Source organism: Streptomyces reniochalinae (assembly GCF_003323735.1).
GTDB lineage: Bacteria > Actinomycetota > Actinomycetes > Streptomycetales > Streptomycetaceae > Streptomyces > Streptomyces reniochalinae.
Genome location: NZ_QOIM01000025.1, coordinates 1 through 12,917 on the forward strand (window position 1 = coordinate 1; position 12,917 = coordinate 12,917).

General features: G+C 70.9%; 12 protein-coding genes. 6 read left to right on the forward strand and 6 right to left on the reverse strand.

All coding sequences use genetic code 11. The annotated features are described in order from the left end of the window. Window positions 1–143: 143 nt before the first annotated feature. Window positions 144–1,004 carry a helix-turn-helix transcriptional regulator gene (locus DQ392_RS06655; protein WP_220182594.1) on the reverse strand — a complete coding sequence of 287 codons (861 nt, stop codon included), beginning with the start codon at window positions 1,002–1,004 and terminating at the stop codon, window positions 144–146. Window positions 1,005–1,130: 126 nt separating this feature from the next. Between DQ392_RS06655 and DQ392_RS06660 the strand changes: the two genes are divergently transcribed. From DQ392_RS06660 to DQ392_RS06670, 3 genes are all read left to right on the forward strand, one after another. Next, on the forward strand, window positions 1,131–1,919 hold the full coding sequence (locus DQ392_RS06660; protein ID WP_114014568.1) for an alpha/beta fold hydrolase: 789 nt from the start codon (window positions 1,131–1,133) through the stop codon (window positions 1,917–1,919). 587 nt (window positions 1,920–2,506) lie between these two features. Next, on the forward strand, window positions 2,507–2,878 hold the full coding sequence (locus DQ392_RS06665; protein ID WP_114014569.1) for a DUF2255 family protein: 372 nt from the start codon (window positions 2,507–2,509) through the stop codon (window positions 2,876–2,878). 251 nt (window positions 2,879–3,129) lie between these two features. After that, on the forward strand, window positions 3,130–5,238 hold the full coding sequence (locus DQ392_RS06670; protein WP_114014570.1) for a SpoIIE family protein phosphatase: 2,109 nt from the start codon (window positions 3,130–3,132) through the stop codon (window positions 5,236–5,238). A gap of 169 nt (window positions 5,239–5,407) precedes the next feature. Here DQ392_RS06670 and DQ392_RS36145 read toward each other — a convergent pair whose 3' ends face one another. Beyond that, on the reverse strand, window positions 5,408–5,617 hold the full coding sequence (locus tag DQ392_RS36145) for a LuxR C-terminal-related transcriptional regulator (protein WP_114014744.1): 210 nt from the start codon (window positions 5,615–5,617) through the stop codon (window positions 5,408–5,410). Between DQ392_RS36145 and DQ392_RS06680 the strand changes: the two genes are divergently transcribed. Continuing rightward, window positions 5,553–5,942 (forward strand): dihydrofolate reductase family protein, encoded by a 390-nt coding sequence (locus DQ392_RS06680; protein ID WP_245981227.1) that lies wholly within the window; start codon window positions 5,553–5,555, stop codon window positions 5,940–5,942. The genes DQ392_RS36145 and DQ392_RS06680 overlap by 65 nt on opposite strands. A 38-nt stretch (window positions 5,943–5,980) precedes the next feature. On the opposite strand, the gene DQ392_RS06685 is transcribed toward DQ392_RS06680, so the two are convergent. The 3 genes from DQ392_RS06685 to DQ392_RS06695 form a co-directional block, all read right to left on the reverse strand. Continuing rightward, a complete protein-coding gene (locus DQ392_RS06685; RefSeq protein ID WP_114014571.1) occupies window positions 5,981–6,784 on the reverse strand; it encodes a DeoR/GlpR family DNA-binding transcription regulator in 804 nt (267 codons plus the stop codon). Window positions 6,785–6,948: 164 nt separating this feature from the next. After that, on the reverse strand, window positions 6,949–8,304 hold the full coding sequence (locus DQ392_RS06690) for a GntT/GntP/DsdX family permease (RefSeq protein WP_114014572.1): 1,356 nt from the start codon (window positions 8,302–8,304) through the stop codon (window positions 6,949–6,951). Then, window positions 8,301–9,692 carry a homoserine dehydrogenase gene (locus DQ392_RS06695; protein WP_114014573.1) on the reverse strand — a complete coding sequence of 464 codons (1,392 nt, stop codon included), beginning with the start codon at window positions 9,690–9,692 and terminating at the stop codon, window positions 8,301–8,303. The genes DQ392_RS06690 and DQ392_RS06695 overlap by 4 nt, the downstream gene beginning before the upstream one ends. Window positions 9,693–9,880: 188 nt before the next feature. Between DQ392_RS06695 and otnK the strand changes: the two genes are divergently transcribed. After that, entirely contained in the window at window positions 9,881–11,179 is a 1,299-nt protein-coding gene (gene otnK / locus DQ392_RS06700; protein WP_114014574.1) for a 3-oxo-tetronate kinase, read from the forward strand. Beyond that, window positions 11,176–11,820, forward strand: coding sequence for a class II aldolase/adducin family protein (locus DQ392_RS06705; protein ID WP_114014575.1), 645 nt, complete (start codon window positions 11,176–11,178; stop codon window positions 11,818–11,820). Before otnK ends, DQ392_RS06705 begins: the two co-directional genes overlap by 4 nt. 72 nt (window positions 11,821–11,892) lie before the next feature. On the opposite strand, the gene DQ392_RS06710 is transcribed toward DQ392_RS06705, so the two are convergent. After that, the gene (locus DQ392_RS06710; RefSeq protein ID WP_114014576.1) at window positions 11,893–12,834 is read right to left on the reverse strand and encodes a transposase; all 942 of its coding nucleotides are present in this window, start codon (window positions 12,832–12,834) and stop codon (window positions 11,893–11,895) included. Window positions 12,835–12,917: the final 83 nt, after the last annotated feature.

Sequence of the window (12,917 nt, forward strand, 5' to 3'; positions counted from 1 at the left end):
CGGCGCCGGCTGTCGTGACCTGCGCCGCCCGAATCTGCTGTTGGCTACACAAGGTGAGATGGCCTTGAGGGGGAAGTTGTTCACCGACTTGTGTCCGCACTTGGTAACAGCGAGGCGGCCGCAGCCCGGTGTGGTCGCTCACCTCAGCCCGCTGCCGAGAACCGCTCGGTACCGATGACGCGGAGGAGCGCGAGCCGGCCCGCTGTATCACTGCCAGGCGGCGGGGTATACAAGACGAGACGGTGATCGCCCTCCGGAGCCAGCAGCACCTGGCAATCCAGGTCGAGGTCGCCGAGTTCGCCGTGGAGAACCCGCATCCGGGTACGCCTCCGCACCGCGACCTCGTGCAACTCCCACAGCTCGCGAAACTCCCCACTGGCCGCGCGCAGGCGCTCCAGGAGGCGGGACGCCGCTGCGTCCGTACCACGCCGTGCCACCGCAGCCCGCAGATCGGCGACATGCACACGGCTGTAGTAGTCGTGCTCTCCGGGCGGATAGGCGGCCCGGACCGAAGGAGAGGTGAACCAGCGCCAGGCGACGTTGCGGCCGTGCTCGGAGACCGTGCACACCTCACTGAACAGGGCCGCGGCGATGCCGTTCTGGGCGAGGACGTCACCAAGGTCGCTCAGCACCTGGGCCGGGGTATGGGGCAACTGGTCGAGCAAGTGCAGCAGACCCGGGGCCACCTGACCGGTATCGGTATGCGCCGCAGGCGGCGGGTGACCCGCCAGCACGAAGAGATGGTCCCGCTCATCCGCGGACAGACGCAGAGCCCGCGCCAACGCAGCCAGCATGGACGCGGAGGGCTGCGGCCCACGCGCCTGCTCCAACCGCATGTAATAGTCGGCCGACATCCCCGCCAACTGCGCGACCTCCTCACGCCGCAACCCCGGTATGCGCCGCCGAGGGCCTGGCGTCAACCCCACCTCCGACGGACGCACCCCATCCCTCCGGCGACGCAGAAAATCAGCGAGCTCACGGCGATCGATCGGCATGACGGCCATCTTGCACGACTGAGCCGCAACCCAACCAGGGACCGCCGCTCCTAGGGTGAGCAGGTCTCTGCCGCCCCTGGCCGTGCAGCGGCAGGGTGGTGATCAACCAACCAACCCAGCCGAGGAGAGTCCGCCATGGCCACCATCACCGTCGCCGACGCACAGGTCCACTACGAGACCACCGGCACCGGACCCGCCCTGGTCCTCGTGCACGGCACCGGCTCCGCAGGCGCCCCACTCACCTGGGGCGAGATCACCCCCAGGTTCGCCGCCACCCACACCGTGATCACACCGGACCTGTCCGGCACCGATCAGACCACCGACGCCGGCGCACCGCTGACCGTCGAGCAACTGGCCGCACAGGTGACCGCCGTCATCGAGGACACCCGCACAGGCCCCGTGGACCTGCTCGGCTTCTCCATGGGCGCAGCAGTCACCGCAGCCGTCGCAGCCCTGCGCCCCGACCTCGTACGCCGGCTCATCCTGGTCGCCGGCTGGGCGCACACCGACAGCGACGAATACACACGCAACCTGTTCACGCTCTGGCAGCAACTCGGCCACAGCGACCCGGCTGCCTTCGGCCGCAGCGTCACCATGACCGGCTTCAGCCGCGCCTTCCTCAACACCATCGGCCGCGACCAGGTAGAGGGGCTCATACCCAACATGCCCCCTACGCCGGGCACCCTGCGCCACGTCGACCTCGACACCCGCATCGACATCCGCCACCTGCTGCGCCACGTCCAGGCCCCGACCCTGGTCCTCGGCGGCACCCAGGACGCCACCGTTCCCATCGAGCACAGCCGCGACCTCCACACGACGATCCCACACAGCACCTACGCCGAAATTGACGCCGGGCACGTCGTGTTCTTCGAAAAAGCAGACGAATTCACCACGGCAGTGCAAGAGTTCATCCACCCGGCGTGACCCTTACCGAGTACCGGATTCCCACCCGCGCGCTCACGCTGCACGTCACAGAAGCTGAGCCACGAGCGGAGGGGCTCCCCACCGATCAGCGACGACCGGGTGACGTGAGCGCGCCCGCGCTGCCGGTAGGTACTGTCGGCGGTGGAGACCAGCACGTCCAACGCCTGGCCCACGGCGCCGTCCCACCCCGCCCTCCCGGCACCGAGTAGCCAGCCAGGTCATCCGGCCCGCGCACGGGACGGCCCGTCCATCGGCCGGCCCGCGCCCGCCAGGTCAGGATCCAGCCGAGCCCAGCCACAAGCGCGCCCGGGGACACGCACCGCCTCATTACGCGATCGCTCTGTGCAGACGGTGACCGCGATCCGCTCGACGCCATGCTCCCCCAGCGCGAACAGCACCAGCTGCTGGTGCCGCAGCACCGCCTCAGCCGTGTGCGCCGCCGCTCCGGCCGACTGCTTCCCGCACCTCACCGCGCATCACCCGTCCGGCCCCGCCCCGCGTCCGGGCCGAGCGGACGCAGAGGAAGGAATATCCCAGAGCGACATGAAATGCTCCGGCCACCCGCCCTCCGCGAAGGAGTCCTCGCCATGACCTGGAACAACAGCGACCTGGAGACCATCGCCTCCGCCGATGAGCTGGAGATCTCCCCCCAGCGCCGGGACGGCAGCTTGCGCCGTCCCACCACTGTCTGGGTGGTCCGCGACGGGGACGAGTTGTACGTGCGGTCCTGGCGTGGAGGCGACGGCGCCTGGTGGCGCACCGCCCACTCCAGCCATGCCGGACGTGTCACCGCCGGCGGCGTCACCAAGGACGTCGTCTTCACCGATGAGAACGACGCCGCCGTCAACGATCGGGTGGATGACGCCTACCGCACCAAGTACCAGCGCTACAGCGCGTACGTCGGCCCCATGGTCGCCGACCCGGCCAGGGCCACCACCCTGCGGCTCACGCCCCAGTGAGCCCGATACCTCCACCGCCTCCGGCCGGCGCGCCGACCGGTGCGGCAGGAGAACGCCGAGGCCCCGACTGCTGCCTTCGACAGCCAGACGGCACAGGTCGCCGAAGCTGCCTCCGGCTCGGCTGGTCGCCGGCCCTCTGGCAGGCGCCGTGGCCTCGCCCGCCGCATGCTTGAGTCGGGGCCTGCCCCGGCCGCCCACGGTGGCGCTGCCGGGCGCGGCGGGTGCCATGCGAGCCGAGTCGGGAGGCAGTGATGGGCCGCTTCCGCGCATCGAGCAGTGGGCCGCCGATGCTCAGCGAGCCCGAGCGTATTGGTCGGGCAGCGATGGCCGTCAACGGGATGGGGGTCTTCGTCTGGGACCTGGCGAGTGGGGTGATGCGGTACGACGATGTCGGCCTGTCCGTCATGGGTATCAGGCCGCAGGAGTGGGACGGCCGGCTCGCCACTCTCGGCGAGCGGATGGTGGAGGCGGATCTACCCGTGATCGAGGCACGGGTCGACCGCGCCCTGAGAGAGCGGACGAGTTTCAGCCTCTACTTCCGAGTGCGGCTCCGTGACGGGGTGCTGCGCTGGACGCATGTGCAGGGCAATGTCATCGCAGACGGTGCGGGGCGCGCGGTCCGGGTCATGGGCGTCATCAGGGACGCCAGTCAAGAGCTGTGGGCCGTCGACCAGACGGAGGAGGTACGCCGGGCCAAGAGTGATCACCGCCGCCAAGCCGCCGTCGTCGGCCACCTGAGTGATGTCCTCGCCTCGGCCCTCACCGTCCAGGACGTCGCGGGGGCGATCACCAGTCCCCAGCTGCTGCACCAGCTCGGTGCCGACAGCATCGCCCTGGGCCTGGTGGAGAACGGGCAGGTGGTGCCCGGGGGGTCCAGCGGTCTGCCGGAGCCCTGGGTGCGCAACGTCCATCTGGGGCGTTTCACGGAGCGTCTTCCGCTGAGCGAGGTGGTCCGTACGCGCGAGCCGGTCTTCATCACCAGCCGTGAGGAGTTCGCCGAGCGGTATCCCAGCCTGCGAGTGTTTTTGGAACAGGTTCCCGATGCCACCGCCGCTGCCTACCTCCCCCTCATCGCCCAGGGCTCACCGGTCGGTGCCATAGGGCTGTCCTACAACGGCAAGTCCTACTTCACGCGGGAGGAGAGGACCTTGCTGACCGCGGCGTGCAGCACCATCGCCCAGTCGCTGCAACGTGCGCTGCTCTACAACAAGGAACAGCAGCTCGCCACCGGACTGCAAGAAGTGATGCTGCCCGGGCCCATGCCGCACATAGGCGGGCTGGATCTGGCAACGCGCTACCGGCCTGCTCACACCAGTGGGGAGATCGGAGGCGACTGGTACGACGCCATCGCCTTGCCGGACGGCCGCATCATCGCGGCCGTCGGAGACGTGCAGGGGCACGACGTGACGGCCGCCGCAGTGATGGGCCAGCTGCGGATCGCGCTGCGCGCCTACGCCGACGAGGGCCACCCGCTGGCGACCATCATGGCGCGCACCTCGGCCTTCCTCGCCGAACTGGATACCGACCGCTTCGCCACCTGTGTCCTCACGCTGCTCGACCCCCGCACCGGCGTCACCGTGACTGTCCGCGCCGGGCACCCGGAACCAGCAGTGCGCCGTCCCGACGGAAGCGTTGCCTGGCTCGACGCCCCCGGAGGCATGCCACTCGGACTGGCCGGCACCGGTCTCCCCGCCTACCCTGAATCGGAAGCCACCCTGGAACCGGGCTCCACACTGCTGCTGTGCACCGACGGCCTCTTCGAGACACGCACCGCGGACATCGACCAGGGACGCGCACAGCTCCTCGACGCACTGCGCAGCGGGCCCGAGCACCCCGATCCCCTCGCCGAGCACCTGCTCAACACCATGGGCCCCTACACACGCCAGGAAGACGACGTCGCCCTCCTTCTTCTGCGACGTGCTGCCGGTGAGCCGATGACAGGTCCTCGCTTCACCGCTTCGATCAGCCGCACCGACCCGGACACCCTGCACGCCGTCCGCCGCCGCCTGCGCACCGCACTGCACGAGTGGTCTCTGGGGCCCTTGGGCGACACCGCGGAGCTCCTCGCCTGCGAACTGGCCACCAACGCCCTACTCCACACCGAGGGCAACGCCACTCTCACCGCCAGGCCCGTAGGAGACGGCAGGCGCACCCTGCGTCTGACAGTGTCCGACACCTCATCCGCCTCCCCTCAGCGGAGAGCCGCCGCGGAGCAGTCAGCGTCCGGACGCGGGCTTCTGCTCGTCGAAGAACTCGCCGAAGCCTGGGGCGTCACCCCCCGCGGCAACGGAAAATCCATCTGGTGCGAGATTCCCCTCCCACCCGGCGGAACCCGCTACTCCCGCCACGCGCCCCAATAGCCCCGCCCACCTCCTGCTCATCCACCGGGCACCGCGCCGGTACGCCTGGAGCGGCAGCGGGTGGCGGCTCTGGCAGGCGGCCCCGGATTCCTCCCCTGCCGACCGGCCTCTCGTCCGGCACGAACACCGGCCACGCTTACCCGGCATGCCCCTCAGTGGGTTTGTGCACTCACTCGACCATTCGGCCTCGCTTCCTGCGGGAGCCACTGCGTCGACGTCGCTTTCGCGAGGAAACGCCGAGCTTCCGCACGATGCGTGCGACATGGTTCTCCACGGATCGGGTGGACAACACGAGGCTCTCAGCGATATCTCGGTTGGCTCGTCCCAGCGCGACCGGACGGACCACCTGCGCGTGGCAGATCCCGTTTGCCGAGACCATCGACGACCGGGCGAAGAAGTACGTCGTGTCGAGCACGTTGAGCGAGGTCGACTGGAATGCCGACCTGGTGCGAGGCGACTTGGGGCCAGCGGTTCAGCGGCTCAAGCAGGAGTCGGGCGCGGGCCTGTGGGTGGGTGGCGTGACGCTCCTCCTGGCGTTGGCGGAACAGGGACTGATCGACGAATACGAGTTCCTTGTTCAGCCGGTCCTTGCCGGACACGGGCCGACGTTGCTCGCCGGTCTGCGCGAGCGTATCCAGCTCGGGCTCGTGGACCGCCATGAGCTCCGGTCGGGGGCGGTAGCCCTGCGATACCGGCCCGCATGAGTGGGGAGGCGGCCACGGCCACCTCGAACGGCAGGCCGTCAGTCCCCTGTCCGGGCGGAGACCAGGCGCAGGTCGGTTCCGCACGCCCGGATACCCTGCGCGGCGGCCTCGGTCAGCATCGCATCGGCGACGATCGTGTCGAAGGCGTCCAGCGAGGCGATCCGGTACATGCCGAAGGTCCCGTACTTCGCCGAACCGGCGACCAGCACCGAGCGCTGCGCCGCGGCCATCGCCGCCTGCTTGACCTCCACCTTGGGGGCCGAGGGTGTGGTGACGCCACGTACGAGGTCCCAGGAGCTGGTGCTGACGAAGGCGATGTCGAAGGCGAGTTGGCGGATCGTCGCGGCGGCCAGGCGGCCCACGGACGAGTGGTTGTCCGGTTCCACCTGGCCGCCGACATGGATCACCGTCAGGTGCCGGGCGGCGAAGAGTGCCGAGACGGCTCCGAAGTCGTTGGTCACCACCGTCACATCGGTGCGTTCGGCCAGGTGAGGGGCCATGGCCAGCAAGGTGGTGCCGGCGTCCAGGTAGACGGTCATGCCGTCGCGCACCATCGCGGCCGCCTCCGCGGCCATCGCCTGCTTCTGCGGCTGCTCGACCAGCGACTTGTCGTCGAAACTCGGCTCCGAACGCAGCCGGTTCGCGAGCCGCACGCCGCCGGGCACGGAGAACACCAGACCCTGGCTCTCCAGGTCGGCGATGTCCCGGCGGACCGTCATGTGCGAGACACCGAACAACTGGGTGATCTGCTGCACGCTGAGCACTCCCTCGCGCCGCAGGTGCTTGAGGAGAAGCTCGCGCCGCTGGTCCGGAATCAACGGCGGCTCATCCCGGGAACTCATCGCGTACGGCTCCGTCCTGACACTCGAAAAGGGCGGCCACAAGGGCGGTCGAAAAGAGGGGGCAAAAGGAGGGTGGTCGGAGGGGGCGGAAAGGGGCCGGCCGGGTTGGCTGGGCGGCCGGTGCGCTCATCCTGCCCCATTCCGCCGCCCAGTACCCGGCCGGGTCAGCCGATCACGGTGCTGAGCAGCAGGATGCCCCCCAAGCTCAGCAGCGACTGCAGGGACAGCATCAGCGTCCAGGTCCGGAACGTCTGGGCGACACTCAGCTGGAAGTACTCCTTGAACAGCCAGAAACCCGAGTCGTTCACGTGCGAGAGCATCACCGCGCCGGAGGCGGTCGCCAGCACCAGCAACTCCGGCGAGAGCCCCGGATATGCCCCGACCAGCGGCGCCACGATGCCGGTCGCCGCGGCGGTCGCGACGGTGGCCGATCCCAGGCAGACGCGCAGCAAAGCGGCGGTGCCCCAGGCGAGCAGCAGCGGCGGTATGGACCAGTCGACGGCATAGTGCGAGATGACGTCGTCGACCCCGGTCGCGGACAGCATCTCCTTCAGGGCACCGCCCGCTCCCAGGATGAGAACGATGGCACCGACCGGCCCGAGCCCCTTGGCCGCCATCTTCTGCAACTGCCCCAGGCCGAACCCGGAGCGGACACCGAGTGCGAAGAAGGCGAAGACGACGGCGGCGATCAGGGAGACGACCGGCGTGTCGCAGGTCTCGAACAGGGTGTGGGCCCACGCGCCCTTGTCGGTCACGGCGGTGCCCAGCGTCCCGGTGAGCATCAACGCTGCGGGAAGCAGCACCGTGACCAGTGACAGGACCAGCGAGACAGGCCGCTTGGCCTCCTGAGGTGCCGGGCCGGTGTCCGGCACCGGTCCCTTGGTCAGGTCGGGGGCCGGACCGAACCAGCGGGCGGCCACCTTGGTCAGCAGCGGGCCGGAGACGATCGCGAGGGGGATCGCGATGATCAGGCCGTACAGCAGGGTCAGGCCGGTGCTGGCGTCGTAGGCCTGCACGGCGACGGTGGGCGAGGGGTGCGGGGGCAGCAGGCCGTGCGACACGTACAAGCCTGCCGCCATCGGAAGGCCCACGAACAGCAGGTGCGAGCCGGTGCGTTGAGCGACCGCGTAGACCAGTGGCACCAGCATGACGAAGCTGACGTCGAACAGGTGCGGCATACCGATCAGCAGCGCGGCGCCGGTGATGGCCGCGGGGACCCACTGGAGTGGACGCGAGCCGATGAAGGCGGTGGCGATGCGGTCGGCTCCGCCGGAGCCCAGCAGGATACCGCCGAGCAGTGTGCCGAGCCCGATGACGGGGCCGGTACCGCTGAGCGCGTCGCCGAAGCCGCTCTCGTAGTGCTCCACCGCCTTGGCCGGTGAGATGCCGTTGGCCACGCCGAGAGCCAGTGCGCTCACGGTCAGCGCGAGGAAGGGGTGCAGTTTCGCCTTGGTGATCAGCAGCACGAGCACGACGATCGCCGCCGCGGCGAGCAGCAGGTGCTGGACGTCGGCGCTCACGCGGCCGGCTCCGCGTCGTCGGGCGCGCCGTCCTGCCAGGCGGCGAGCAGTCCGGCGTCGGGTGCTGCCAGGTCGTCCAGGCCGAGCAGTGCTCCGGCGGGTACGTCCCGGGCCAGCGTGGTGTCCGCGGCGAGGTAGAGCGGCGCGACCCGGGCGGGGGCGTCCTCACCGCGCAGCAGTACCGCGTCCACGCCGGTCACGTCGTGGTGGTGGCCGCCCATCTCCAGCCGGGTGCCGGCGGTGAGGGCGTGGCGGGTCCGGCCGGCGAGGACGGCGACGCGGCGCGGTGCGAGGCCGCCGGAGGGCCGGTGGTGCAAGACGGCGGACAGCAGTGTCAGAGGGGTTTCGACGCCCATGAGGTGGTAGGGCAGGTAGATGGCGGCGTACTTGCCGTTCCTGGCGACCACGTGGCCCTTTTGTGCGAGCGTCTGCCAGGTGACCGGGTCGTGGGTGCGGACGACGACGAACACGCCACCGGCGAAGGAGACCTCTCCGGTGAGCCGCAGCGCGGTGAAGACGTCGACGGCGTGCGGGCGGTGCAGCACCCCGCCGTCCTCGCGCAGCGCGTACACGTCGGCGAGTTCGGCGATCCGCACGACCGGATAGTGCAGCCGCTCGGTGTCCGGCGCGAAGCCGGTGTTGTTCGCGACGACCGCCATCTCGCAGTAGTCGGCGGTGGCGCCCGAGGGCAGCGCGGAGACGGCTTCGGCGCGGGCCGCGAGGGTGGCGCGCACGTCGTCGCCGAGTTCCAGCAGTCCGGTCAGGCCGGGTGCGGGCACGGTGGTGTCCAGCTGTGTGACGGTCTGCGCACGCGGGTCGAGGACGAGGTCGTACTCGGTGGACTTGCCGACCGCCACGATGTCGAGGCCGAGGGTTTGTGCCCAGGTGACCAGGCCGATCAGATTGGCGGGCTGGTCGCCGTCGGCGGTGGTGTAGACGACTCCGCGCTCGCGGGCGAGCCCGGCCAGGTGCAGTCCGGCCACGGAGTCGACTTCCTTGCTGACCATCGCCACGTGCCGGCCTGCGGCGATCGCGTCGCGTGCCATCGTCCAGCCGTGCACCGGGCTGCCGGTGGCCTCGACCAGGATGTCCCACTCGCTCACGCCCATGAGTGCGGCGTCGCCGACGAGCGCCACCCGGCCCTCGCGGGCGGCGGCCATGACCGCGGTGGCGTCGGTACAGATACTCAGGGCGTCCTCGCGGTAGCCGACTTCCCGGCACAGCGCGTGCAGGCGTTCGACGTCGACGTCGCACAGGACCGCGGGGACGAGTCGGGGGATGCGCAGGGTCTGGGCGAGCAGGGTGCGGGCGAAGCCGCCCCCTGCTCCGGACAGGGCGTAGCGGACGGGCCGCTCCCCGCTGTCGGCGAAGAGGTGGTGCACGTTCATGGGGCTCCTTGGCGGACGACCGGAGCGGAAGAAACCACTCGGTTTAACGGAACCTACGCACTATGTAACACCAGCGTCAACCCTGGTAACATTTCTTCACACCTCGCAACTATGCGCCACCCCGGACGGCGGCAGCGCCGTGCACCCGCACACCCGCCGCGCCGCCCGGACGTCACCCAGGAGGGCCGATGCCGACGCTCGGTGCCATCGCCGACGACTTCACCGGGGCGACCGACCTGGCGACCATGCTGGTCGCCGGGGGTTTCCGGACCGAAGTCCTGGTCGGGCCACCCGAACCAGCGGCCGGGGAGGGAGCGGGCGCGGCCGACGCGGTCGTGGTGGCCCTCAAGTCCCGCACCGCGCCCGTGGACCGGGCGGTCACAGAATCCGTCGCCGCGCTCGCCGCGCTGCGCCGCGCCGGCTGCACGCGCTTCTACTTCAAGTACTGCTCGACGTTCGACTCCACCGCGCACGGCAACATCGGCCCCGTCACCGACGCGCTGCTCGCCGAGCTCGGCCAGCGGCGCACGGTCGTGGTCCCTTCCTTCCCCGCCACGGGCCGCACCGTCTACCGCGCGCGCCTGTTCGTCCACGACGACCTGCTCGACGAGAGCCCGATGCGCCACCACCCCCTCACCCCGATGCGCGACGCCCACCTCGGCCGGCTGCTCGCCCCGCAGACCGGCCACCCCGTGCGCCTTCTGCCGCACGAGACGGTGCGGCAGGGAGCGGCCGCCGTCCGCAGCGCGCTCGCCGACCCCGCGCTCGGTGACGGACTGATCGTCGCCGACGCCACCACCGACGAGGACCTGCGCGCGCTGGCCACGGCCACCCAGGACCTGCCCCTGGTCACCGGGGCGGCGGGACTCGCGCTCGGCCTGAGCGGGCCACGCGCCGGAGCCGCCGAGGCACGGGCCGCCGCGGCAGCCCCGTACGCCCACGCCAAGAGCGTCGTGCTGTCGGGCAGCGCCTCGGCGGCGACCCGCGCCCAGGTCGCGCACGGCATGGCCCACCTGCCGCACCGCAAGCTCGACCTGCGCAGGCTGCGGGAGGGTTTCGAGTCCGCCACAGCGGAACTCACCGATTTCGTCACCCGCTCATGGGAGCAGTCGCCCGGCCTGCCGCCACTGCTCTACGCCGTCGGCGAGGACGACGAAGTCGAGGACGCCTCCCAGGCCCCTGCCGCAGGCCCCCCGGCTGGCGAACTGATCGAGGCCGCCCTCGCGCGGTGCGCACGCGATCTGGTGCGGGCGGGCGCGCGCCGCCTGCTGGTCGCCGGCGGCGAGACCTCCGGGGCAGTGGTCACCGCGCTCGGTGTGCGCACACTCCGGATCGGGGCACCACTGGGCCCGGGGGTGTCCTGGGCGACGGCCGAGACCCGCCCGAAGACGGAGGCCGAACCCGGAGCGCTCCTCGATCTCGCCCTCAAATCCGGCAACTTCGGCTCGACCGACCTGTTCACCTCCGCCTGGAAGGAACTCTCGTGAGCGGGCCGAGGGAAGAACTCGCCGCCGCCGGCGCCCACCTCGCGGGGCTCGGCCTGAGCCCCGGAGCCTCCGGCAACCTCAGCATCCGCGAGGACGACCGTGTCCTCATCACCCCGACAGGCGCCGATCTGGCCGCCCTCGACCCTGAGGACCTGAGCGAACTCGACGTCACCGGGCGGCACGTGGCAGGTCCGCGGCCCTCGAAGGAGTTCCCCCTGCACACGGCCTTCTACCGGCGGGACCTGGAAACCCGTGCCGTCGTCCACCTGCACTCCCGACAGGCCACCGCCCTCAGCTGCCTGCCCCCGTGGTCGGAACGGAGCGCGATACCTCCACTCACCCCGTATTTCGTGATGCGCGTCGGCCGTACCCCGCTCCTCCCCTACGCCGAACCCGGTGACCCCGGCCAAGCCGGTCGCCTGGAAGAACTCGCGTTCGCCTTCCGGGCCGTCCTGCTCCAGAACCACGGACCGGTCACCGCCGGAGCGAGTCTCCAAGCCGCGGTGGACGCGGCAGTCGAGCTGGAGGAGACGGCCGCACTGCTGCTGCTGCTCGGCCGCCAGGAACCGCGGCTGCTGGACGAGGGGCAGGCCGGGACCCTCGCCCGGCGCTACGGCACACACTGGGGAACCGACGGCTGAGACGCGCATGGAGCCCGGCCCCGACCTCTGCCTGGACGTGCCGGACGGCGTCCCGGATTTCTCCGGGAACGCTCATGCGTCGCGGCGGCCGCGCCGCTTGCGGGCGGCGGCGGCGATCTCCGTACACCAGGCGCGGTCCTCGGGCGCGGCGGCGGCCGGTAGGCGCTCCCAGACGTCCGCGTCGCTCCATGCGGTGAAGCGGCGGTGCGCGGTGGCGGGAGAGACACCGAAGTGGCCGGGGAGCTGCTGCCAGCCGCAGCCCGCGGTCAGCACGTGCACCACGCCGGTGAGCACGGCGCGCTCGCCCTGTGCTGACGAGGGCAGCAGCGGTGCGGCGGCCTGCCACACCGTGTCCGGCACCAGCCGCCGGGCGAGCGCCTGACCGAGCGCGATCGAGCGCCGCTGCTCGGAGGCGAGCCCCGACGCGTCGGGGGCATCGGATCCGGAAGCGGCGGCGCCCGGCGCCGCCGGCTCGTCGGGGCCGGGCCGGAACGGGGCGGGCGACTCCTGCGCCGCGGGCACGTCCGGGTGGTGCGCGCGGCGGTACGCCTTCCAGTTCGCGAGCAGCTCGCGGTGTGCGCCCTGGATCCAGCGCATGTAGTCGATCATGTTCTGGAGCCGGCGGCGGGGGCCCTCCTCCTCGTCACCGATCAGTTCGAGGGCCTTCTCGCCCAACTGGCGTTGCTCCTCCAAGAAGCGGCGCTCGCCCGCGAGGAAGCTGCCCCAGACGTCGTCCTCCATCCGGAAGTACCGGCTGCGTTCACCCGGAACCGCGTGCCGCTTGACGAAGCCCGCCTCGACCAGCCGGCGGGTGGCCAGCGAGATGGAGCCCGCGCTGACCTTCAGCGCCTCGGCCAGCTGCGCGGAGGAGACGTACGGCGCGTCCGTCACGATGAGATAGCCGATGATCCGGCCGTCCATCCGGGCGCTGCCGACCGCCTCCCACAGCAGCCCCATCTCCTCCACGAACGACGCGCGCCCCCAGCCGTGTTCGACCTCGCCGTTCCGCCCCATGCGGTCCTCCGCTCTCCGACCCTCGCACCTGAGCTTTCATCTCAGATTAAAAGTTCTAGACGTTTTTCATTGACAGGCTCTTC